The following is a 23,610-nucleotide window of genomic DNA, read 5'->3' on the forward strand; positions in this document are numbered from 1 at the left end:
AATTCCGGAGGGGCCGTCCGCCAGCCCGGACAAAACATAACCGTGTGGCAATGCCCGTGCATCACATTGAAGTAGTTCGCCGCGCCGCCCTAATTGCGACAGGCTAACTATACGACCGACCAAGAATGGCGCAGCAACGAAGAAACCGCAGGTGCAGGCGATATTTGTGGGGACACTGTTATTTCGTCACCGGATGCCGAAAGGCGGAATCATCGCCGCGAAACACTTCGTTAGCGCAATGGTTACATTGCGTGTCGCGAGCTATTTCGAGTCGAGCGTCTCGATCACGATCTTGGCGACGGCCTTCATGGAGGTCCGCCCGTCCATTGCCGCCCGCTGGATCCAGTTGAACGCCTCCGGCTCGCTCAGCGACTGCGACCGCATCAACGCACCCTTGGCCCGCTCGATGAGCTTGCGCGACTCCAACCGATCGGCCAGCGTCGCGACCTCCCGCTCGAGCGCGGAGATCTCGGCGAACCGGCTCGCTGCCAACTCCACGGCAGGCACCAGATCCGCCTTCGAGAACGGCTTGACCAGATAGGCCATGGCCCCGGCATCGCGGGCCCGCTCGACGAGCTCGCGCTGACTGAAGGCGGTCAGGATCACCACCGGCGCAATGCGCTTGGACGCGATCTCCGATGCCGCATCGATCCCGTCGCGCAGCGGCATCTTCACGTCCATGATCACCAGGTCCGGCTTGAGCGTCTCCGCCAGCTCGACCGCGCGCTGGCCGTCGCCCGCCTCGCCGACCACGTTGTAGCCCTCCTCGCGGAGCATCTCCACCAGGTCCATCCGGATGAGGGTCTCGTCCTCGGCGACCACCACTCGGCGGGCGACGGCGCCGTCACCCTGCGCGGCCGGAGCGTTCGTCATCACCAATCCCCCTCGGTCGTCAGCCTCGCCCGAGTCAGGCGCCGCACCATAGAAGGGTACCGGTGCTTGACGCGTCGACACGATCTTCTACAGTGGACAACCGCCAGCCCTCGTATCCCAATTGGCAGAGGAAACGGATTCAAAACCCGTGCAGTGTGAGTTCGAGTCTCACCGAGGGCACCACGAAGATTCAGGCCGGACCCCGTTTCGAGCTCCCGACGTCGACCCGCATCCCACGTCATGGGACTTGTCCAGGTCGCACTCGTGTCCATACCTGCGACCGGACACCTGCGCGCTCCCGTTCGACGACATGACAACACCGAATCCGATGCGAAATCGCCTGTCCACCAGGCGCCTTCGCTCGAACCTCCGGATTCACCGCGCATCCAGCGGAGCGCGATCTCGTGTGGGCAGCCATGGCTGCGCGCGGGCAACATGCGCACGCCCGTGCACGCACCAACTGACCCCTCGCAATAGGCCAACAGGAAGCGCACGATAAGTGGAGGACTCGGACCCCGATAAGCGGACCGCGACCGCAACCGTGCTCCAGCGCGAGGCCCGAGCCTGCTGCTCTAGGAGGACGTCATGAACACCATCACACTGCGCACGGCGACCGCTGCGGCCCTGATCGCCCCCGCACTTGCACTCGCACTCGGGGCCGGGCCGGCCGGGGCCACGGCGTCAGAGCCTCCCACCGCTCCCCCTGGCGTCACCGAAACGACACCCGTGGCGCCCGATCTGATCACTCCTGTGGTGCTCCTGCCCGGGCAGACGACGTGGCAAGGCGCCCTCGGCACCGTCCTCGCCTGCTCGCCATGGGGACTCATCCCGCTCATCGGGCCGAACGTCGCCTTCCCGATCTGCCTCGCCTGACGGCACCCGCTACGCGCCCCTCATCCACCCCGCATCACCGCCGGGTGCGGTAGCCCTCCGCGGCGGTGAGCCGGGAATCCGCACCGATACGGTTGCACCATGACGAACGCCGGCCTTGCCGACCGCGCCTGCCTCCCGATGAGCGACGGCGACCGCGTCCGCCTGCTGCTCGACATCGTCGAGCTGGCACAGACCCGCGTCGGACCCGACGAGGTCAACGACCTCGCCGGACCCGCACTGGCGACGCACGGAGTCGCTCTCACGCAGGACATGGCACGGGGCTGGAACCTGGCCCTCGAGATCCTGACCCGCACCCTTGAGGCCCGACTTCCGCAGTGACGCCACCCGCCCGCCGGGACGGTTCGGCGCGAACCCCTCGTACGCACCGAACCATCCCAGCGGGCCGTCACCAGCGCGCGGCGGCGGCGAACACCCGGTTCGGGTCGAACCTGTCGCGGATCTCGGACAACCGTCGGCGCTCCTGCGGACCCCAGGCGGCCAGCACCCGGTCGGCGGGGGCACCCTCGGCTGCGCCTGCGAAGTTCATCAGCGCCCCGCCGGTCCCCACGGCTCCATCGCGGCCATCACCGAGTCCAGCGCGCCAGGGACGACGCCCGCGATGGGTGGCACGAGCACGCCGACCGCGAACAGGCTGAACGCCGCGTCCCGGCCCGCCACCGCGTTCGGGACCTCGGCGCCGCGGGCCAGCGCCCCACCCATCGCCCGGATCTCCGCCAGCACCAACGGCAGGCCTCCGGTTGGCCCGACCGTGGCGAGGAACTCGTCGATCGCCTCGGCGGGCAGCCTGCGCAACAGCCTGGACCGCTCGGCACCCGGCATCGGGTCGGTGGGATCGGCGTGGATCGACCCCACATCCGCGTACATGATCTCGGTGACCGTGTCGATGATCGGCTCGGCAAGGGCGCGCAACGGCGCCAGCAGCTCCTCCCCGTCCTCCGTCTCGCTGACGTGCGCATAACGCAGGTGCAGCACGGTGCGGCCGCGCAGGGCCTCGGGCAGGACAGGCAGCGGCGGGAAGTTCACCACCGCGACCGAGGAGCTCACCGACTCGGGAATCCGGTGCACCCAGTCCCGCCAGCCGTGCAGGACCCGCGGCGCGTCGAGGAAGTCGAAGAACATGCCGCCTGCGTACACGGTCTGAATCGGGAAGAGCCGGAACGTGATCTGCGTGACGATCCCGAACGCCGCCCCGCCGCCACGCAGGGCCCAGAACAGGTCCGGTTCGCTGGTCTCGCTGACCCGGCGCAATTGGCCGTCGGCGGTCACCACCTCGATCTCGACGACGTGGTCGGCCGCGAAACCGTATGTCCGGGCCACCGGGCCGATCCCGCCGCCGAGGGTGTATCCGACGACCCCGACCTCCGTCGCGGACCCACACAGTGCGGCCAGCCCGTGTGGCGACGCGGCGTCGAGCACCTGCTGCCACCGCACGCCTGCGCCCACGGTCGCCGTCCTGGCGTGCGGGTCGATGACGATCGAGTCGAGGAGCCGGGTGTTGATCAGGATCGACCCGGGCCCGGTGGCCGCGGCGCCGTGCCCGGTGGCCTGGACCGCGACCGACAACCCGGCGGCGGCCGCGATCCCGACGGCCGCCGCGACGTCCGCGGCGCTGGAGGCGACCAGCACCGCGGCGGGACGGTGCGCGGTGGCGGTGTTGAACGACGCGACGGACAGGTCGAAGCCGCCGTCGCCCGGCGCGTGCACCGGTCCGGCCGTTGCGGCGCCGAGGCGCTCGACCAGTGAGGGCAGGACGGGTGAGGATTCTTCGATGCTGGTGGACACGGGCATCCCTTCGCTCGATCGGAACTGTCCGCCACAGGACAGCCCACCGCTCTTACCGCGCTCTTACGGCCTGCTTGGCGCGCTCTCCCCGACCAGGCTGGACAGCAGCGCGTTGATCTGGGCCCGGTCGAGGTCCGCTCCGCGTGCGGAGTGCAGGGCATAGTCCTGTGCGCTGAGCGCATCGCGCACCGCGGCCGCCTCCCGCGGGCCGTCGATCGGGTCCATCCCCTCGGGCAGGAACCCGATCCGGCCGCCCAGTGAGTGCACGGCCCCCGCGAGCACGGCGGCCTCCACGGGGTGCCCGGCGCCTGCCAGGACGGCGGCGGCAGTGTGCATCAACACCAGCCAGGACGTCACGTCACCGTCCTCCTCGAGCACCGACTGCATGTCCCGTGCCGCCGACATCGCGGCCTCCACGTCACCGGCGTCCATCGCCGACTTCATCAGGGCCCACGTCGAGGAGCCGACCGACCACCTGTTGCCGATGCGTTCGGCGATGGCGATCGCCGTCACCAGCTCCTCGCGCGCCTCGAGCGGGCGGCCGTGGTTGCGCAACAACATCCCCAACACCATCCGGGCGTCCGCCTCGGCGAAGCCGGACCCGAGTGCGCGCGCGGTCGCGGCGCTGTCGCGGACGAGCTCGAGACCCACGTCGTGGCTGCCGTCCATCGACAGGAAGTAGCCGCACCACGCGCTCAATCGGGCTGCCTCGGCACGGTCACCGGCCGCAGCCCACGCGGCGGCGGACTCCCGCGCGGCGTCGGACGCGGCTGCCCTGTTCCCTGTGAGATAGGTCAACGACGCGACGCCTGCCATCGCGCGCGCGAACTGTCGCCGTTCGGGGGCGAGGCGGTCCGCCGCGACCGCGCCGAGGGCCGCGTGCAGGAATCCGAGCCCCTCCCCGATGCGGCCCATCCGATACCAGAACCAGTACAGGCCGCCGGCCAGCCCGAGGGCGTAGTGCGCCTCACCCGCGGCGAGCGCGGACACCAGCGCCGCGCGGTGCTCGGCCTGGTCGGTGGAGAGCTCGCGCATCACCTCCGCCGAATTCGGGCCGTAGAGCGCGGACTGGCGGGCGGCGACCCTGGCCAGCACGTGCGTCCTGTGCCTCGCCTCGGTCCGCCGACGCTCCTCCGGATCGGACTGCTGCCACGCGAAATGCTTGATGGTCCGCAGCATTCGGTAGCGCCGGGGCGAGGTGCCCGGCAGGACGGTGAGCAGCGATCGGCGCACCAGGGCGGTCAGCGGTTGCACCGCGGCGACCGCGGACGGAGCCCCGGTGACGGCCGCGGCTCCATCGATGTCGAAGCTGCCCGCGAACACCGCCACCTGCCTCAGCACCACCGCCTGCTCGTCGTCGAGCAGCCGGTAGCTCCAGTCGATGGTGTCGGCGAGCCTGCGCTGTCGGGGTGGGGCGCTGCGAGACCCACCGCGCAGGAGGGTGAAGCGATCCTCCAACCCGTCGGCGATCTGCTGCTCGGAGAGCACCCGCAGCTGTGCTGTCGCGAGTTCGATGCCGAGCGGGATGCCGTCGAGTTCGGCGCAGATCGTGCGCACCGTCGCGGCATTGGCCTCGTCGAGGGCCCACCCTGGCACCACGCCGCCGGCGCGCGCCGCGAACAGATCACGCGCTTCGTCCGGCGCGAGCGGCGGGACCTCGTGCAGCGCTTCGCCGTCCACCTCGAGGGGTTCGCGGCTGGTGGCGAGCAGCTGCACCCCCGGGCACACGTCGGCGAGCGTGACGGCCAGTGCCGCGGCGTCCGCGACAACGTGCTCGCAGTTGTCGAGGATCATCAGCATCGTTCGCCCGGCCAGCACTCCGGCGAGGTGCTCCACGCCGCCGACCCCTGGCAGTCCGAGCGCCGATGACACTGCGGGCACGATCAGCGCGCCGTCGGTGAGCGTGCCGAGATCCACCATCCACGGGCCGTCCGAGTCACGTCTGCGCCGCGCGACCTCGATCGCGAGTCTGGTCTTGCCCACCCCACCCGGTCCGACGAGGGTGACCAGGGGGTGTTCGCGCAGCGCCGTGGCCACCGATTCGATGTCGGCCGCCCTGCCCACCAACAGGCTCCGTAGAGAAGGCAGGTTCGGCGCCCGCGGCGTATCGGGTTCGGCTGACGGCGGCGCCGCCACCTGACCGTGCAACGCGGCGTCCTGCGCCAACACGGCCGCCTCGAGCTGTCGCAGACCCACTCCTGGGTCGATGCCGAGTTCATCGTCCAGGATCGCCCTGATCCGGCGCAGCGCGGCCAGCGCCTCGGACTGTCGACCGCCGCGGTACAGCGCGAGAACCAGGATCTCCCAGATCCGCTCGTCCAGGGGATGTTCGGCGCACAGGGCCTCCGCCTCCGCGGCCACCTCCGCGAATCGCTCCCGCCGCAGGCCCACCTCGAGCAACGACCTGCGGGTCTCGAGGTGCATCGCGGTCAGCCGGGCGATCTCGGGCGTCGTGAACTCGGAACCGGCGATGTCGGCATACGGCGAGCCCCGCCACAGCGACAGTGCCTCCAGGTAGGCGGCCGCTGCCCCGTCCGCAGAGGTGTCCGCGACCTCGGCGCCGAGCCGGACCAACTCCGCGAACCGCGCGACGTCGACGCTTCCGCGCTCGGCGGACAGCAGGTACCGGCTCCCGTCGCGCACCAGCACCCCGTCCTCGCGCCTTGCCCTGTCCGGACTGAGCAGGTCGCGCAGTTTGGAGATCGCGACATGCAACGAACTGAGCTTGGGCTGATCAAGGTCGTGCCACACCTGGGCCAGGAGTCGGTCGGCGGAGACGGAGTGCGGATAGGCGAGGACGAGCGCCGCGAGCAGCGCGCGCTGACGGGCACCACCGAGGTCGATCGGGCGTCCGTCGCGGAGCGCCGCGACGGGCCCGAGCACCCGTAGTTCCAGGCCGTCCGGCATGGCCCGCCCCCTCCCAGCGCCGCCGATCCCCTTGAGCGCCAGAGGCTACCGGACTCGCCTACCCGCCCGTGCCGTCTCAGCCCCTCGGCACGACCCTCGAGAGCACCCCGGGGAGCGGGTGCCAGTCCGCGGTCACCACGCTCGCGTTGCCTGCCGCGAGTTCGTCGACGCGGGCCCGCGCCGCTTCCTCCGACGGACTTGTGCCGTCGATCGCGGGGGCGACCTGGTGCGCGTCGGTCATCACCAGCAGGTAGCCGCGATCGCGATACCACGCGGTGTCGATGCCTCCGTTGATGAACGCGGCGGCGTCTCCGTCGAAGATCACGAACCACGGCCGGATCGTGGCGTCCGGGTACCGGGCCTGGCGGGGGTCGCCCGCCTCCGCGCGATGCACGGCTGGGAAGGCGACGGCCTCGTCCAGCGCGCCCGCCGCGGCCAGATCCCGGAGATGGGTGGCATATTCGACGTCCGTCCACAGCGGATCGGCCGGGTTCTTCTCCTCCACGGTCCCCGGGATCAGCTCGACGATGAACTTGCCCGCCAGCTCGCCCCGCCCGGGCCAGCCGTCGGCGCGCACGGCCTCGTCGAGGGTGACGGGCGCGCCGCCGGTCAGATCGGACGGTCGGAACAGCGCGGAGCCGAGCCGCTCGTCGAGGAGGGCGTCGAACTCGCGCGGGCCGAGCCCACCGGGGGCGTTGAACCCGTCTTTCATCTCGATCTTGATCATCACCGGCCGATGACCGGGGTTCGCGTCGTGCCAGACCAGGAGATCGGCGAGGCACCCGGCGAGATCCTGATCCCGGGACAGGCCCCGCAACTGCTCCGGCGCGCTCGCGTTCGCGCAGTTGTTGACGTTCGCCAGCGGATTCTCGTGCGAGACCCGCCATGCACTCTTGCCGCCGCCCTTGGCAACCACGTCGAAGCTGTTGGTCCAGACGTCGAGTTCGATCAGGCCCGCTCCCGAGTCCAACGCGTCCGCGAGGTGCTCGTAGGTCTGCTGTTCGTAGGCGTTGTGCACGCCGACCGCTGTGGTCGCCGAGTACGGCGCTGTGGTCGCCGAGTACGGCGATGCGGCCACCGGGCCCGCATGGGCGGGCGCGGCGCAGACCAGCAGGACCACAGCCGTGGCGGCAAGGGCGGCGATGCCTGCCTGTCGAGAAGGATTCACTTGGTGCTGCCTTTACGATGAACGGAGTGTGAACACCCGGCAGCGTACGGGCACCGAGCGCCGCCCGGTTCCGTTCGAGCCGAGCTGGATACCTCCCGAGCGAAGGGCACCGACCTTGTCGAACACCGAGATTCAGCTCACCCGGCACGTGGCGGCGACGCCTGCGAAGGTCTGGGCGGTGCTCACCGACCTCGACGCGGCCGCGACGACGCTCACCGGAGTGATCAGCACGGAGCGGGTCGAGGGCGAGGGCTACGCCGTCGGCACCCGCTGGCGTGAGACCCGCAAGATGCTGGGCAAGGAAGCAACCGAGGAGATGTGGGTCGCCGAGGTGGAGCCCGAGCGCCGGACGGTCGTGAAGGCCAACTCCCGCGGCGCGGACTACACGTCGTCCTTCACACTCGCCCCGAGCGGCGACGGCACCGACCTCTCGATGACCTTCACCGCAGATCCCGGCAAATCCACCGTCCTCGCGAGGCTGCTGATGAAGGTCTTCGGCGGGCTCGGCGCGAAGGCCACCGCGAAGATGATGACGCAGGATCTGCGCGACATCGCGGCCGCCGCCGAGGCGGCCTGACCCGGCCTGACCGGGTCAGGCCCCGATCGAGGCCTTGAGCATCGGCAGCATCGCCCACAGCTGGTCCTGCCAGTACGGCCACGCGTGGGTTCCCGTCGCCGGGAAGTCGAAGTGGGCGGAATCGATGCCCATCGTCATCAACCGCACCTGGAATGCCCTGGTCTGGGCCAGCGACAGCGCCTCGAGTCCCATTCCCGTCGCGGTGTTGACGTAGTCGATCGGGTACACCGGCCGGTTGTGCTGGCCCGGCAGCCCGCTGCCGGCCGCGATCCACATCGGTAGCCCGCGCAGCCCCTCGGCCTGCACGAACGGGTCGTGCCGCAACCAGGCCGGGTCCCAGGGCGGTCCCCACATGCAGTCCGAGTTGTACAGGCCCGCGTCGAGCATCGCGATGCGGATGGCCTCCCGCATCCCCGGCGCCGACAGGTTGAGGTAGCCGGACATGGCGCCTGCGAAGGTGAACTGGTTGCGGTGGTGCGCCGCCAGGATCAGGGCCGCGTTGCCGCCCATCGACAACCCGACGACCGCGTTGCTGGTGCGGCTGATGCCATATCTGGCCGCGAGGTGATCGGGCAGGTTCTGGGTGAGAAACGACTCCCACATGTACTTGTACGGCTGGTTGGTGAAGTTGTTCGGGGCGTACCAGTCCGCGTAGAAGCTGGACTCGCCGCCGACCGGTTCGATCACGTTGACGCCGTGATCCGACAGCCAGGCGGCATTGGTCTCGTGTTCCCAGCCGCTCACATCGTTGGTCGCCCGGATCCCGTCGAGCAGGTAGACGGCCTTGTTGCTGCCGTTGTTCGCCAGCCACATCCGGACCTTGATGTGCCCGACGCCGCCCGGCGCGGACACCCAGTCCTCGTGGAACCTGTCGTACGGATTGGCCGAGGCGGGCGCGGCGGCGCCGAGCGCCAGTCCGAGCGGTAGCACCAGCGCCGCGATCAGCATCAGCACCGCGGTCCGTGCTCCGTCCCGGACACCCCTCGTAGAACCGCGCATCGCCATCGACCTCCGTCGTGACATGAGTCACATTGGCACCACGCTATTCCCCTCAACCGCCCCCGAGTCGCCTGCTCCGCGCAATCGTTACCTGCATGTGGCCCGGAACGACACCGCTCCGCGACCCTGGAACGCCCCGGCGTCTCGGCGAGACCGGCCCAAGAATTACCATCAAACCAACCGATAGGTTTGTCCGATTTGGATACATTGACCGGCGAATGTGGCACGGCCACGAAGATCCTTGGGGAGGGGCGGCATCATGCGGGGAACGTGGTCGATTCGGGGACGCCGGAGGGCGGTAGGTCATGCCTAGGCCAGGCCCGGTCCGACCCCTGGTCGGGGTGAAGATGGACGCGATGCGGATCGAGGAGTACGACGCACAGGCCCAGCAAGAGGGGCTGCTGATGAAGTCCGGCAAGCCCAACCGATCGGAACTGATCCGGATCAAGCTGGCGTTCGCCGACGAGCACATGCCGGACGGCTGGCGCCCCGTCTGACCGCCAGTCCTAGACGGGCACCGGCACCGGGGACAGGTCCCATGGCCCGTCGCCCGCGAGCTGCAGCTGCTGGGCGTGATGCTGATCGACCGTGCTGCGGTGGCTGACGCTCACGAGCATGCAGTCCGGCGCCTCGGTCCGGATCAGGCTGTACAGCGAGTACTCGAGCCCCTCGTCGACGGCGGAGGTGGCCTCGTCGAGGAACACCAGCTCCGGCCGGATCAACAGGATGCGGGCGAACGCGATCCGCTGCTGCTCTCCCGGCGAGAGGATCTTCGCCCAGTCGGCCTCCTCGTCGAGCCGATCGACCAGGTTCGCGAGTTGCACCTTCCGCAGGGCCTCCCGGATCGACTCGTCGTCGAGTTCGTCCGGCGTGCCCGGATAGGCGGCTGCGGTCCGCAGGTCCCCTAGCGGCAGGTACGGCATCTGGGACAGGAACAGCGTCTTGCTTCCAGCGGGCCTCCTGACCTGTCCCTCGGTGAAGGGCCACATCTCGGCGAGGCTGCGCAGCAGGGTGGTCTTGCCACTACCCGACCGCCCCTTGACGACGAGGGTGTCGCCCGGCGCCATCGACAGGTCAAGGTCCGCGATCAGCGAGAACCCGTCCGGCCTGCGCACCTGCACGCCTTCGACCCGGAGCGCGCCCTCGAGCTCCGAGACCGCGATCGCGGGCAGTTCGCGCGAATCCGAGTTGGCGTCCATCAGACCGTTGAGACGGATCAGGCTGGCCCGGTACCCGGCGAAGACGTCATAGGACTCGCGGAAGAACGAGAGCGAGTCGTGCACCTGGCCGAAGGCCGTCGCGGACTGCGTCATGTCGCCGAGGGTGATCGTCCCGTTGAAGAACCGCGGCGCCTGGATGATGAGCGCGAACACCTCGGCGATCTGGTTGACCACCAGGTTCCAGCCGTTGAACTTCAAGGTACGGAAGACGATTCGCCAGTAGTTGCGGATGACGGCAGCGAAGCGGAAGAGCAGCCCGTGCCGCTCGACGCCCTCGCCCCGGTAGAAGGCGACGTTCTCGGCGCTGTCGCGGACCCGGACCAGCGCGTAGCGGAAGTTCGCGGTGAGCCGCTCGTTCCAGAAGTTCAGCTGGATCAACGGCCTGCCGATCCAGAACGCCACGATGGTCGAGAGCAGCACGTACCCGAACGCGAGAAAGACCATGGCGCGGGGAATCTCGGTGCCGAACACCGTCAGCGGCCCGGACAGGTCCCAGAGGATGGTCGTGAACGACACCAGCGAGACGACCGCGCCGACCGCACCCATGGACAGCGAGCGCGAGACTGTCACGAAATCGGTGATGTCGGCCTGGATCCGCTGATCGGGGTTGTCGATTGTCTCGTCGACGAACCGGTCGCGATAGAACGCGCGCCCGTACAGCCAGTCGGTGGTGACGTGCTCGGTCAGCCACACCCGCCAGCGGATATCGAAGGCCTGGCCGATGTAGAAGATCAGCAGCGAACGGGCCACGTGGATAGTGGCCAGCACCACGAAGATCCACAGGCTCCGCCAGAACGCCGCCTTCGCCGCATCCAACGCCCCGACATCGCCCTGGGCGTAGGACTGCGCGGCCATCTGCAGCGCGGTGTACATCTCGTTGCCCTGGTACGAGAACAGCACAGTCATGCGGACCGCGAAGACCGTCATGAACAGCACCACGGCCAGCAGTGCGTACACCGGCGCGCTCTCGCGGCCCTTGAAGTAGCCGCCGCTGATCCGCCAGAACTGCCTGCCCCACCGGGTGGTCCGGAAAAGTATGTAGGCGATCAGGACGAAACACACCGCCGCGATGGCAAATGCCCGGAATGTCCACATCAGGCTGGTGACGACCTCGTGGTCCCAGTCGAGCCCGCCGTCATCCGACATACGCCACCCCATTCACGCGGTCACGGCCGCGAGCGACCAGCACGCCCGCGCCGTAGAGATGGCGAAGTCTAACCCCGATGACACCCGCGCAGCGCGACCAACGGCTCCGCCGTGCCGTTGCTGCACGCCGTCAACGACTTTCGCCCGCAGTGACGAAGGGCAGACCGACTACTTCCGGCTCGGGAAGTGCCGGATCAGGCCCTCCTGCACGACGGTCGCGAGCAACTGCCCCTCGAGCGAAAAGAACCGCCCGGTCGCCAACCCTCGCGAGCCGGCCGCCACCGGCGACTCGGTCGCGTACAGCACCCACTCGTCGAACCGGAACGGCCGGTGGAACCAGATCGAATGGTTCACGGTGGCCGCGACGATCCGGTCCAGGCCCCAGGACAGCCCGTGGGTGGTGATGATCGAGTCGAGCACGGTGGTGTCCGAGGAGTAGCCCATCGTCGCGACGTGGAGCAGCGGGTCGTCGGGCAGCTCGCCGTCCGCCTTCATCCAGACCCGGTTGTGGTTGAGCTTCTCCCCGGTGCCCTTGAGGATCCAGCTCGGGTCGTTCGCGTAGCGCATGTCGATCGGCTTGAGGGCGTTGACGAACATCTGCAGCCGGTCCTCGTACCCGACGAAGTGGTCGCCCAGCGGCGGCAGGGTGTCCGGGTACGGCACGTCCGGGACCTCCACCGCGTGCTCGAGACCCTTGCCCCAGTCCTGGAACGCCACGAGCATCACGAACAGCTCCTGGTCGTCCTGGTAGGCGACGACCTGGCGGTTCGCGAAGGCCCTGCCATCGCGGTGGCGCTGCACCCGGTACTCGATGGGCCGCTTCACATCGCCGCCCCGGATGAAATGGGCGTTGATGGCATGCACCGGCCGGTCACCGGACACCGTGCGCCCGGCCGCGATGATCGCCTGGGACACCAGCTGGCCACCGAACGTCCGGCTGCCGAGCTGGGCCTGGGGCGGGTGCTGCCCGAGGAACACGTCCTCGCCCCGCTGCTCGAGATCGAGCACGCCGAGAAGGATGTCGAGATCCCCGCCCGAACGGGACGGGGCTGTGCCCCAGGTCAGTCACCTAGTGGTCCTCTTCTCCGATGCGGTGCACGTGAATCAGGTTGGTCGAGCCTACGGTGCCCGGGGGCGAACCGGCCACGATCACGACGAGGTCGCCCTTGTTGTACCGGCCGAGGGACAGTAGCGCGGTGTCGACCTGCCCGATCATCTGGTCCGTCGTCGAGACCGGCGACACCAGGAAGGTCTCGGTGCCCCAGGTCAGGGTCAGCTGGCTACGCACCTCCGGCAACGGGGTGAACGCGAGCAGCGGCAGGTGCGTGTGCAGTCGGGCCAGCCTGCGGACCGTGTCGCCGGACTGGGTGAACGCGACCAGCGCCTTGGCGTCCAGGCGCTCGCCGATGTCGCGTGCCGCGTAGGAGATCACGCCGCGCTTGGTCCTCGGGACATGGGTCAGCGGGGGCACCCGGGTGGACTCGGCCTCGACCGCCTCCACGATCCGGGCCATCGTCTGCACGGTCTCCATCGGGAACTTGCCGACCGAGGTCTCGCCGGACAGCATCACCGCGTCTGCGCCGTCGAGGACGGCGTTCGCGACGTCCGAGGCCTCGGCGCGGGTGGGCCGGGAGTTCTCGATCATCGACTCGAGCATCTGCGTCGCGACGATCACGGGCTTGGCGTTCTCCCGCGCGATCTGGATGGCGCGCTTCTGCACCAGCGGCACCTGCTCGAGGGGCAGCTCCACGCCGAGGTCGCCGCGGGCCACCATCACCGCGTCGAAGGCCAGCACCACGGCCTCGAGGTTCTCGATGGCCTCGGGCTTCTCCAGCTTCGCGATCACCGGGACCCGGCGGTCGAGGCGGTCCATGACCGCGTGCACGAGCTCGATGTCCGCGGGCGACCGCACGAAGGACAGTGCGATGAAGTCCACGCCGAGGCGCAGTGCGAACTCGAGGTCCTCGATGTCCTTCTCGGACATGGCAGGCACCGAGACATCCATGCCGGGCAGCGAGACGCCCTTGTTGTTGCTGACCGGACCGCCCTCGGTCACCTCGCAGACGACGTCGTTGCCGTCGACGGCGGTGACCGTCAGTCCGACCTTGCCGTCGTCGACGAGCAGCCGGTCGCCGGGCTTGGCGTCCTTGGCCAGCTCCCGGTAGGTGGTGGAGACGCGGTCGTGGGTGCCGTCGCAGTCCTCGACGGTGATCCGCACCTCCTCGCCGTTCTCCCACACCGTGCTGCCGGTGGCGAAGCGGCCGAGCCGGATCTTCGGGCCCTGGAGGTCGGCGAGGATGCCGACGGCCTTGCCGGTCACGTCCGAGGCCTCGCGGACCCGGCGATAGTTCTCCTCGTGGTCGGCGTGTTCGCCGTGACTGAAGTTCAACCGGGCCACGTCCATGCCGCTCTCGACGAGCTCACGAATGCGATCCCCGGTCGCGGTTGCGGGGCCGAGCGTGCACACAATTTTCGTCCGTCGGGTCACGCGTCGAGCCTAGTCGGTGCCCTCACTCATCTCCATCGCAGGCGGTGAATTGTGCATACATACAAACAATTAGACCCTTTGCGTTTGCCTGCGATTCACACGACGGCGAGCGGCAGCGCCGTCGGGTGTACGGGCGACGGCAGGTCCGAGTGACCCGAGAGGTACACGTCGACGCCGCGCGCCGCCGACCGACCCTCGGCGATCGCCCACACCACCAACGAGGCCCCGCGGTGCGCGTCGCCGCACACGAAGACGCCCGGCGCCGTGGTCTGCCAGTCCGGACCGCAGGACAGCACGCCGCGCCGGGTCAGCGACAGCCCGAGATCGTCGAGCATCCGGCTGTACTCGACACCCTCGAATCCGATCGCGAAGAGCGCCATCTCACAAGGCAGTTCGACCTCCTCGCCGACGGGCCGGACGTGCCTACGTCCCTCCGCGTCCCGGCTGACCTTCACTTCCGCCAGCACCATCGACCGCACGTTGCCCTGCTCGTCACCGAGGAAGCGCTGCACCGCCACCTCGTAGCGCCGGACGCCGCCCTCGGCGTGCGCGGGCGAGGTGCGCAGCACCATCGGCCAGGACGGCCACGGGGAACGCTCGTCGTCGCGTTCGGTGGGCAACTCCGGGTTGTAGTCCAGCTGGGTCACCGACGCCGCGCCCTGACGGTGCGCGGTCCCGAGGCAGTCGGCCCCGGTGTCGCCTCCCCCGATGATCACCACATGCTTGCCCTTCGCGGTGATCGGGCTCGCCCCGTCGCCCTCGCATTCCCGGTTCGACGGCACCAGGTGGTCCATCGCCAGGTGGATGCCCTTGAGCTCGCGACCCTCCACGGTCGTGTTGTCCCGCGCCCGCAGCGCACCGACGGCCAGCACCACGGCGTCGAACCGGGCGCGCAGCTGCTCGACGGTCATGTCGACGCCCACCTCGCAGTCGGTGACGAAATGGGTTCCCTCCGATCGCATCTGGGACAGGCGCCGCTCCAGGATCGACTTGTCCATCTTGAACGCGGGGATGCCGTACCGCAGCAGTCCGCCGAGGCGGTCGTCTCGCTCGAACACCGTCACGTCGTGCCCCGCCCGGGTGAGCTGCTGCGCCGCGGCCAGACCACCGGGTCCCGAGCCGACCACGGCGACCTTCTTGCCCGTGCTGATCACCGGGTGCTGGGGCACGACGATGCCGCCCTCCCACGCCGCGTCCGCGATGGCCTGTTCGATCCGCTTGATCGTCACAGAGCCGCCGGTGTCGTTCTCGGCTATCGACAGCACGCACGCCGCCTCGCAGGGCGCCGGACAGACCCGGCCCGTGAACTCCGGGAAGTTGTTGGTGGCGTGAAGCCGTTCGCTGGCCGCGCCCCACCGGTCACGGCGCACCAGGTCGTTCCAGTCGGGTATGAGGTTGCCCAGCGGGCAGCCAGCGGAACCGGAGTGGCAGAACGGAACCCCGCAGTCCATGCACCGGGTCGCCTGCTCGGCCACCTCCCTGGCCCGCTCCGCGGCGGGCTGCTCCGCATAGACCTCGTCCCAGTCACCGATGCGCTCGGTGACCGGGCGCTTGGGCGCGTCCTTCTTGACCACCTTCATGAAGCCCTGGGGATCAGCCACGAGCCGCCTCCATGATCGCAGTGTCCACGTCCCGGCCCTCGGCGCGAGCGAGTCGGGTCGCGTCGAGCACCCGCTGGTAGTCGACCGGCAGCACCTTGGTGAACAACGCGCTTCGGCGCGGCCAGTCCGCCAGCACCGAGGCCGCCAGCGGCGACCCGGTCCAGTGCCGGTGCTGCGCGACCGCCTCGGACAGCCACGCGAGATCGTCGGCATCGAGCGGCTGCAGCGTGACCATGGCCCGGTTCACCATCTCCGGATCCAGGTCCAGCACGTACGCGATGCCGCCCGACATGCCCGCCGCGAGGTTGCGCCCGGTGCGCCCGAGCACCACGACGCGCCCGCCGGTCATGTACTCGCAGGCGTGGTCCCCGACCCCCTCGACGACCGCGGTGGCGCCGGAATTGCGCACCGAGAACCGCTCACCCACCAGACCGCGCAGGTAGACCTCACCGGACGTGGCGCCGTAGAGGATCGTGTTGCCCGCGATCACCTGGCTCTGCGCCACGAACGTCGCGTCCGGGGACGGCCGCACCACGATCCGGCCACCCGAGAGCCCCTTGCCGACATAGTCATTCGCGTCGCCGATCATGTCGATCGTCACCCCGGGCGGCAGGAAGGCGCCAAGCGACTGGCCCGCCGAGCCGGTCAGCTCCACCCGGATGGTGTCGTCCGGCAAACCCTCCGCGCCGTAGCGGCGCGTCACCTCCGACCCCAGCAGGGTGCCGACCGTGCGGTTGACGTTGCGCACCGGCAGCTCCAGCCGCACGGGGTGCGCGTCCTCCAGTGCGCCCTCGGCGAGCTGGATCAGGGTGCGGTCCAGCGCCAGCTCCAGTCCATGGTCCTGATCGCGCTGCCTGCGGCGCTGGGTCATCGGCGTGCCATCGCGGTCGGTCGGGATCTCGAAGATCGCCGACAGGTCGAGCCCACGGCTCTTCCAGTGCGCGATGCCCTCCGCGGTCTCGAGCACGTCGGCTCGGCCGACCGCCTCGTCGACACTGCGGAACCCGAGCTGCGCCAGGTACTCCCGGACGTCCTGGGCGATGAACCGGAAGAACTCCTCGACGAACTCCGGCTTGCCGTTGTACCGCTTGCGCAGTTCCGGGTTCTGGGTGGCTACCCCGACCGGACAGGTGTCGAGGTGGCAGACCCGCATCATGATGCAGCCGGCCACGATCAACGGTGCCGTGGAGAATCCGAACTCCTCCGCGCCGAGCAGTGCCGCCACCATGACGTCGCGGGCGGTGCGCATGCCACCGTCGCACTGGACGGTGATCCGGTCCCGAAGGCCGTTGAGCACCAACGTCTGCTGCGCGTCGGCCAGACCGATCTCCCATGGCGCGCCCGCATGTTTGAGGGAGGTCAGCGGGGACGCCCCGGTGCCGCCGTCGTGTCCGGAGATGAGCACCACGTCGGCGTGTGCCTTCGACACCCCGGCCGCGACCGTGCCGACGCCGACCGAGCTGACCAGCTTCACGTTCACGCGGGCCTGCTCGTTCGCGTTCTTCAGGTCGTGGATCAGCTGGGCCAGATCCTCGATCGAGTAGATGTCGTGGTGCGGCGGCGGGGAGATCAGTCCGACGCCCGGCGTCGAGTGCCTGGTCTTGGCCACCCACGGGTACACCTTGTAGGCGGGCAACTGACCGCCCTCCCCCGGCTTCGCGCCCTGCGCCATCTTGATCTGGATGTCGGTGCCGTTCACCAGGTAGTCGCTGGTGACGCCGAACCGACCGCTGGCGACCTGCTTGACCGCGCTGCGCCTCCGCGGATCGTAGAGCCGGTCGGTGTCCTCGCCGCCTTCCCCCGAATTCGACCGCCCGCCCAGGTTGTTCATCGCGATCGCCATCGTCTCGTGCGCCTCGGCCGAGATCGAGCCGTAGCTCATCGCGCCGGTGTTGAAGCGCGTGACGATGGACTCCACCGACTCCACCTCGTCGAGGGGGACGGGCTCGCGCAGCCCCTCACGGAACCGGAACAGCCCGCGCAGCGCGCCTCCCGCCGCGGCCAGCCGATTGACCTCCTCGCTGTACCTGGCGAACACCTCGTGCTGGCCCGACCGGGTCGCGTGCTGGAGCAGGAACACCGTCTCCGGGGTGAACAGGTGCAGCTCGCCCTCGCGGCGGAACTGGTATTCGCCGCCCACCTCCAGGCGGCGGTGCGCGCGGTCGGTCGGGTTGTCCGGGTACGCGATCCGCTGCCGGATCCGGACCTCCTCGGCGAGCACGTCGAGACCGACCCCACCGAGCTTGCTGACGGTGCCGGTGAAGTACTCGTCCACCAGTTCACGGTCGAGTCCGATGGCCTCGAAAACCTGTGCCGCCGTGTACGACCCGACGGTCGAGATGCCCATCTTGGACATCACCTTCAGCACGCCCTTGCCCAGCCCGGTCAGGTAGTTGCGGACCGCGATCTGCGGCTCAACGCCGACCAGCTCGCCCTCGCTGACCAGGTCCTCGATGGACTCCATGGCCAGGTACGGGTTGACCGCGGCTGCGCCGAAACCGATCAGCAATGCCAGGTGGTGCACCTCGCGCGCATCGCCGGTCTCGACGACCAGCGCCACCTTGGTGCGCTCCTTCGTCCGCACCAGGTGGTGGTGCACGGCGGAGACCGCGAGCAGCGACGGGATCGGTGCGCGGGCATGGTCCGAATCGCGGTCGGAGATGATCAGCGTCCGGTACCCCGCCGCGATCGCCTCGCTCGCCGCCGACCGCAACTCCTCGATCGCCTCGGCCATGCCCGTGCCGCCGCGCTCGACGTCGTAGAGCGCGCGCAGCACCGTGGCGGCCAGGCCCTGGTTGTCGCCGTCGTCGTTGATGTGGATGATCTTGCCGAGCTCGTCGTTGTCGAGCACCGGCCAGGGCAGCACGATCTGTCTGCACGAGGCGGCGGTCGGTTCGAGCAGGTTCTGCTCCGGTCCCATCACCCGCGAGAGGGACGTGACGACCTCCTCCCGGATCGCGTCCAGCGGCGGGTTGGTCACCTGTGCGAACAGTTCGATGAAGTAGTCGTAGAGCAACCGCGAGCGCTGCGACATGACCGCCACCGGGGTGTCGGTGCCCATCGAGCCCAGCGGCTCACCGGGCGCGGAGGCCATGGGGGCGAGCAGGATCCGGAGGTCCTCCTCGGTGTATCCGAAGACCACCTGCCGCAGCACCACCGACTCGTGCGGATGCTGCATGTGCGCGCGTTCGGGCAGCTCCCTGAGCTCGAGCAGCCCGCTGTGTAGCCACTCCGAGTACGGACGCTCCAAGGCCAGCCGCAGCTTCACGTCGGCGTCCGGCACGATCCGGCCGGCCGCGGTGTCGACGAGGAACATCTGGCCGGGTTCGAGCCTGCCCTTGGCCACCACCTCGGACGGCGGCACGTCGAGCACGCCGCTCTCGCTGGCGAGGATCACCCGCCCGTCCGCCGTCTGCCACCACCGGCCGGGACGCAGGCCGTTGCGGTCGAGCACCGCCCCGACCTCGGTGCCGTCGGTGAAGGTCACGCAGGCGGGACCGTCCCACGGCTCCATCAACGAGGCGTGAAAGCGGTAGAAGTCGCGCCGCTCGGCGTTCATCTGGGCGTCGTTCTCCCACGCCTCCGGGACCATCATCATCACCGCGTGCGCCACGCTGCGGCCGCCGAGATGCAGCAGCTCGAGCACCTCGTCGAAGGACGCGGAGTCCGAGGCCTCGGGCGTGCAGATCGGGAAGAGCCGTGTGAGATCGCCGGGGATCAGCGCGCTGGCGAGCAGCGCCTCCCTGGCGTGCATCCGGTTCCTGTTCCCGCGCACGGTGTTGATCTCGCCGTTGTGCGCGACGAATCGGAACGGATGCGCGAGGGGCCAGGACGGGAAGGTGTTGGTGGAGAACCTGCTGTGCACGATCGCGATCGCGCTGTGGCAGCGGTCGTCGCGCAGGTCGGGGAAGAATGCGGGCAGCTGCGCGGTGGTCAGCATCCCCTTGTAGACGATCGTCCGGCTCGACAACGACGGGAAGTACACCCCCGTGCCATCCGCCTCGACCTGCGGGCTCACCTGCTCGGCACGCTTGCGCAGCCCGTAGACCAGGCGGTCCAGGTCCAGGTCCGCTGGCCGGCCGCCCGGACCCGCCGGTGCCGCGACGAACAGCTGGCTCATGTGCGGCATGCAGTCGTGCGCGGAGCGGCCGATGTCGGCGCCGTCGGGGTCGACCGGCACCTCGCGCCAGCCGAGCACCTCGAGTCCCTCGTCCCGGGCGATCGCACCGATCCGCTCGATGGCCGCGGCGCGTCGATCCGGATCCTGCGGGAGGAAACAGATCCCGGCGGCATAGGTGTTCGCGCCGTCGGCGTTCGGCTCGGGCAGCTCGAACCCGGCCACCTCGGCCAGCAGGGCGGTCGGCAGCTGCAGCAGGATGCCCGCGCCGTCACCGCTGTTCGGCTCGGCGCCGGCGGCCCCGCGGTGTTCGAGGTTCGCCAGGGCGAGGAGCCCGTCCGCGACGATCGAGTGCGAGCGCCTGCCGAGGATGTCGGCCACCATCGCGACACCGCAGGAATCGGCCTCCTGGGCGGGGTCGTACAGACCCTGCGGCGCGGGCGAGCGAGAGAACAGCAACGGGCACCTCCACATCGGCCGGGAAGGCTGCCGGGTGTGGCGCGCGGGGCCATCGCACGGAGCCTCGGCTGGCGGGTCCCACCGGGTCGGGTGGAGATCACACCAGTTCGGGGTTCCGGGACGACTCTGGCCCGAAAAGAAAACTCCGAGCGTCACACTCGGGCGTGCTCAGTTTAGCAGCAGAAACGCCCGAGTATAGGGTCGTAACCAGGACCGATCAGCCCCTGAGCGGCATGCCCTGCGGCAGCCCCACGCCATGGTGAATGAGCTAGCTGTCGGTCTTGCCCGCGTCAGCACCGCCGGATTCAGCGGGCCCCGCGTCGGGTTCTGCTTCCGACCCACCGGTCGCCGATGAACCGGTCACCGATGAACCGGTCACCGAGGCACCCGCCGCCACGGGCTCCCGAGGATGTTCCGGCTGCAGCTCCTCGGGGGCCTCCCGGCCCTTCTTCGCCGCGAGGAAGTAGATCACCGCTCCGATGAACACGATGATCGACGTGAACACGTTGATCCGGATCCCGGCGATGTGGGTCGCGTAGTCGTCGCGCAGGAGTTCGACGAAGAGGCGGCCCATGCAGTACCCGGCGACATAGAGCGCGAACAGTCGGCCGTGGCCGATCTGATAGCGGCGGTCGACCCAGACCAGCAGCACGACGATCAGCAGGTTCCAGACGAGCTCATACAGGAAAGTCGGGTGCACGACCTTCTCCACCACCCCGGTGGAGGTGCCGGCCAGCTGATCCAGCCTGCCGTCCGCATTGACCCGCTCGAAGATCTCCAGGCCCCAGGGCACGGTGGTCTCCCGGCCGTACAGCTCCTGGTTGAAGTAGTTGCCGATCCGTCCGATCGCCTGCGCGAGCAGGATTCCCGGCGCGACGGCGTCACCGAGCGCGGGCAGCGGTACCCCACGCTGTCGGCAGCCGATCCAGGCGCCGATACCGCCGAACAGCACGGCACCCCAGATGCCGAGGCCGCCCTGCCAGATCTTCAGCGCATCGACCGGGTTGCCGCCCTCACCGAAGTAGGTGCTCCAGTCGGTGGCCACGTGGTACAGCCGGCCACCGATCAACCCGAACGGGACGGCCCAGATCGCGATGTCGAGGACCGTGCCCTTCTCACCACCGCGGGCGACCCAGCGCCGGTCGCCCCACACCGCAGCGACGACGATGCCGAGGATGATGAACAGCGCGTAGGCGCGCAGCGGAATCGGGCCGATCGACCACACGCCCTGGGGCGGGCTCGGGATATAGGCCAGGATGTCGGCAGTCGAGGTCACGACGCCACGGTAGCCGAGCGGACTCCCGCGGCGAGTTCGGTGGTGATCGCGCGCAACGCCTCAGGGCCCTCGGCCACAGCCGTCACCAGCGCCGAGCCGACGATGACCGCATCCGCGTAGGCGGCGATCTCGGCGGCCTGCGCGCCGGAGCGCACGCCGAGCCCGACGCCGACCGGGATGTCGGAGTGCTCACGCACCCGCGCCACCAACTCCGGCGCCATGTTGGACACCGCGTCGCGGGCGCCGGTGACGCCCATCGTCGAGGTCGCGTACACGAAGCCGCGGCACAGGTCGACGGTCTTGGCGAGGCGCTCGTTGGTCGAGGAGGGCGCGACCAGGAAGGTCCGGTCCAGTCCGTACTTGTCGGAGGCGGCCAGCCAATCGGCGGCCTCGTCCGGGATCAGGTCGGGGGTGATGATCCCCAGGCCGCCCGCGGCGGCAAGGTCACGGGCGAACTCGTCGACGCCGTACTTGAGGACCAGGTTCCAGTAGGTCATCACGACGGCCTTGCCGCCTGCCTTGCTGATCGCCTCGACGACGGTGAACACGTCCCGGACCCGGAACCCGGCGACAAGGGCCGCGTCCGCGGCGGCCTGGATCGTGGGTCCGTCCATCACCGGGTCGCTGTACGGGATGCCGACCTCGATCAGGTCGCAGCCGGAGGAGACCAGCGTCTCGAACGCCTCGATCGAGCCGGGCAGGTCGGGGTAGCCGGCAGGCAGATACCCGACCAGCGCGGCCCTCTTCTCCTCGCGGCACTGCGCGAAGAGCTCACCAAGGCGGGACGGTGCTGCGGCGTGCGGCTGCGGTGCGGTCACTTCGCCTGGCCTTCCTCGTTGGAGTGGTCGGTGTCGGTGTCCGGCATCAAGCCGAACCACTTCGCGGCGGTGTCGACGTCCTTGTCGCCGCGGCCGGAGATGTTGACCAGCACGATCGCGCCCTCGCCGAGCTCCTTGCCGAGCTTGAGGGCGCCGGCCACGGCGTGCGCCGACTCGATGGCGGGGATGATGCCCTCGGTGCGGCTGAGCAACGCGAACGCGTCCATCGCCTCGGTGTCGGTGATCGGGCGGTACTCGGCCCGGCCGATGTCGTTGAGGAACGAATGCTCGGGTCCGACACCCGGGTAGTCGAGTCCGGCCGAGATCGAGTGCGAGTCGATGGTCTGGCCGTCCTCGTCCTGCAGCAGGTACGAGTAGGCCCCGTGCAGCGCACCCGGGGAGCCACCGGTGATGGTCGCGGCGTGCCTGCCGGTCTCGACGCCGTCGCCTGCGGCCTCGAGGCCGACGAGCCGGACCGACGGGTCGTCGATGAACGCGTGGAAGACGCCGATCGCATTGGATCCACCGCCGACGCAGGCCGCGACCGCGTCGGGCAGCCGACCGGTGTGCGCCAGCACCTGCGCCCGCGCCTCGAGGCCGATGATGCGCTGGAAGTCGCGGACCATCACCGGGAAGGGGTGCGGTCCGGCGGCGGTGCCGAAGCAGTAATAGGTGTTGTGCGCGTTGGTGACCCAGTCACGCAGCGCCTCGTTGATGGCGTCCTTGAGGGTGCGCGAGCCGGTCATCGCCGGGATCACCTCGGCGCCGAGCAGCCGCATCCGGGCGACGTTGAGCGCCTGACGCTTGGTGTCGACCTCACCCATGTACACCACGCAGTCGAGGCCGAGCAGCGCGCAGGCGGTGGCGGTGGCGACGCCGTGCTGGCCGGCGCCCGTCTCGGCGATGACGCGCGTCTTGCCCATCCGCTTGGCCAGCAGCGCCTGCCCGAGAACGTTGTTGATCTTGTGAGAACCGGTGTGGTTCAGGTCTTCCCGCTTGAGCAGCAGCCGGGCGCCGCCAGCGTGCTCGCTGAGCCGGGTTGCCTCGTACACCGGCGACGGACGGCCGGTGTAGTCACGCTGCAGCCGATCCAGCTCGTTCAGGAACGAGTCGTCCCCGCGGGCCTTGTCGTACTCGGCGGTGACCTCCTCGATCACCGCCATCAGCGCCTCGGGGACGTACCGTCCACCGAAGACACCGAAATGGCCGCCCTGATCGGGCTCGTGGGCGCTGCGCTCGGTCACACCGGCACTCATGCGGGGAAGGCCGCGGCCCTTGGCGGAAA

18 protein-coding genes and 1 tRNA gene are annotated in these 23,610 nt (G+C 69.5%); 5 read left to right on the forward strand and 14 right to left on the reverse strand.

Annotation, left to right across the window (positions count from 1 at the left end):
- Nucleotides 1–261: 261 nt before the first annotated feature.
- Nucleotides 262–873 carry an ANTAR domain-containing response regulator gene (locus tag BTZ20_RS14320; protein WP_077041829.1) on the reverse strand — a complete coding sequence of 204 codons (612 nt, stop codon included), beginning with the start codon at nucleotides 871–873 and terminating at the stop codon, nucleotides 262–264.
- A 106-nt stretch (nucleotides 874–979) separates the two neighbouring features.
- Here BTZ20_RS14320 and BTZ20_RS14325 point away from each other — a divergent pair.
- From BTZ20_RS14325 to BTZ20_RS14335, 3 genes are all read left to right on the forward strand, one after another.
- Nucleotides 980–1,056: transfer RNA gene (locus tag BTZ20_RS14325), tRNA-Leu, on the forward strand.
- Between the two features lie 402 nt (nucleotides 1,057–1,458).
- Entirely contained in the window at nucleotides 1,459–1,746 is a 288-nt protein-coding gene (locus BTZ20_RS14330; protein WP_077041830.1) for a hypothetical protein, read from the forward strand.
- 99 nt (nucleotides 1,747–1,845) lie between these two features.
- Nucleotides 1,846–2,085, forward strand: coding sequence for a hypothetical protein (locus BTZ20_RS14335; RefSeq protein ID WP_077041831.1), 240 nt, complete (start codon nucleotides 1,846–1,848; stop codon nucleotides 2,083–2,085).
- A gap of 67 nt (nucleotides 2,086–2,152) precedes the next feature.
- Here the strand turns inward: BTZ20_RS14335 and BTZ20_RS28115 are convergent, their stop codons facing one another.
- From BTZ20_RS28115 to BTZ20_RS14350, 4 genes are all read right to left on the reverse strand, one after another.
- Nucleotides 2,153–2,314, reverse strand: coding sequence for a BBE domain-containing protein (locus BTZ20_RS28115; protein ID WP_223263340.1), 162 nt, complete (start codon nucleotides 2,312–2,314; stop codon nucleotides 2,153–2,155).
- Nucleotides 2,293–3,549, reverse strand: a complete 1,257-nt coding sequence (locus tag BTZ20_RS14340) for an FAD-binding oxidoreductase (RefSeq protein WP_223263341.1) — start codon at nucleotides 3,547–3,549, stop codon at nucleotides 2,293–2,295. Before BTZ20_RS14340 ends, BTZ20_RS28115 begins: the two co-directional genes overlap by 22 nt.
- A gap of 63 nt (nucleotides 3,550–3,612) precedes the next feature.
- Nucleotides 3,613–6,456, reverse strand: a complete 2,844-nt coding sequence (locus tag BTZ20_RS14345; protein ID WP_077041832.1) for an ATP-binding protein — start codon at nucleotides 6,454–6,456, stop codon at nucleotides 3,613–3,615.
- Nucleotides 6,457–6,532: 76 nt separating this feature from the next.
- Nucleotides 6,533–7,624 (reverse strand): phosphatidylinositol-specific phospholipase C domain-containing protein, encoded by a 1,092-nt coding sequence (locus tag BTZ20_RS14350; RefSeq protein ID WP_077041833.1) that lies wholly within the window; start codon nucleotides 7,622–7,624, stop codon nucleotides 6,533–6,535.
- A 28-nt stretch (nucleotides 7,625–7,652) separates the two neighbouring features.
- On the opposite strand from BTZ20_RS14350, the gene BTZ20_RS14355 reads away from it, so the two are divergent.
- Nucleotides 7,653–8,201 carry an SRPBCC family protein gene (locus tag BTZ20_RS14355; protein WP_317616038.1) on the forward strand — a complete coding sequence of 183 codons (549 nt, stop codon included), beginning with the start codon at nucleotides 7,653–7,655 and terminating at the stop codon, nucleotides 8,199–8,201.
- 15 nt (nucleotides 8,202–8,216) lie between these two features.
- Here BTZ20_RS14355 and BTZ20_RS14360 read toward each other — a convergent pair whose 3' ends face one another.
- Nucleotides 8,217–9,149 (reverse strand): alpha/beta hydrolase-fold protein, encoded by a 933-nt coding sequence (locus BTZ20_RS14360; RefSeq protein ID WP_077043716.1) that lies wholly within the window; start codon nucleotides 9,147–9,149, stop codon nucleotides 8,217–8,219.
- Nucleotides 9,150–9,505: 356 nt separating this feature from the next.
- Between BTZ20_RS14360 and BTZ20_RS26750 the strand changes: the two genes are divergently transcribed.
- A complete protein-coding gene (locus BTZ20_RS26750; protein ID WP_145982298.1) occupies nucleotides 9,506–9,697 on the forward strand; it encodes a hypothetical protein in 192 nt (63 codons plus the stop codon).
- A gap of 9 nt (nucleotides 9,698–9,706) precedes the next feature.
- Here BTZ20_RS26750 and BTZ20_RS14365 read toward each other — a convergent pair whose 3' ends face one another.
- The 8 genes from BTZ20_RS14365 to trpB all read right to left on the reverse strand — a co-directional run bounded on the left by BTZ20_RS14365 (nucleotide 9,707) and on the right by trpB (nucleotide 23,581).
- The gene (locus BTZ20_RS14365) at nucleotides 9,707–11,566 is read right to left on the reverse strand and encodes an ABC transporter ATP-binding protein/permease (protein WP_077041835.1); all 1,860 of its coding nucleotides are present in this window, start codon (nucleotides 11,564–11,566) and stop codon (nucleotides 9,707–9,709) included.
- 168 nt (nucleotides 11,567–11,734) lie between these two features.
- Entirely contained in the window at nucleotides 11,735–12,631 is an 897-nt protein-coding gene (locus BTZ20_RS14370) for an acyl-CoA thioesterase (protein ID WP_077041836.1), read from the reverse strand.
- Between the two features lie 4 nt (nucleotides 12,632–12,635).
- Nucleotides 12,636–14,054, reverse strand: a complete 1,419-nt coding sequence (pyk, locus tag BTZ20_RS14375; protein ID WP_077041837.1) for a pyruvate kinase — start codon at nucleotides 14,052–14,054, stop codon at nucleotides 12,636–12,638.
- A gap of 95 nt (nucleotides 14,055–14,149) precedes the next feature.
- Nucleotides 14,150–15,655, reverse strand: a complete 1,506-nt coding sequence (locus tag BTZ20_RS14380) for a glutamate synthase subunit beta (protein ID WP_077041838.1) — start codon at nucleotides 15,653–15,655, stop codon at nucleotides 14,150–14,152.
- Entirely contained in the window at nucleotides 15,648–20,231 is a 4,584-nt protein-coding gene (gene gltB / locus BTZ20_RS14385) for a glutamate synthase large subunit (RefSeq protein WP_077041839.1), read from the reverse strand. The genes BTZ20_RS14380 and gltB overlap by 8 nt, the downstream gene beginning before the upstream one ends.
- A gap of 268 nt (nucleotides 20,232–20,499) precedes the next feature.
- A complete protein-coding gene (gene lgt / locus BTZ20_RS14390) occupies nucleotides 20,500–21,507 on the reverse strand; it encodes a prolipoprotein diacylglyceryl transferase (RefSeq protein ID WP_077041840.1) in 1,008 nt (335 codons plus the stop codon).
- Nucleotides 21,504–22,325: a tryptophan synthase subunit alpha gene (gene trpA, locus BTZ20_RS14395; protein WP_077041841.1), complete on the reverse strand. Its 822-nt coding sequence runs from the start codon at nucleotides 22,323–22,325 to the stop codon at nucleotides 21,504–21,506. Before trpA ends, lgt begins: the two co-directional genes overlap by 4 nt.
- Nucleotides 22,322–23,581, reverse strand: coding sequence for a tryptophan synthase subunit beta (gene trpB / locus BTZ20_RS14400; RefSeq protein WP_077041842.1), 1,260 nt, complete (start codon nucleotides 23,579–23,581; stop codon nucleotides 22,322–22,324). Before trpB ends, trpA begins: the two co-directional genes overlap by 4 nt.
- Between the last annotated feature and the right edge of the window lie 29 nt (nucleotides 23,582–23,610).

It is taken from the genome of Rhodococcus sp. MTM3W5.2, from assembly GCF_001984015.1.
GTDB classification, from domain to species: domain Bacteria; phylum Actinomycetota; class Actinomycetes; order Mycobacteriales; family Mycobacteriaceae; genus Rhodococcus_G; species Rhodococcus_G oryzae.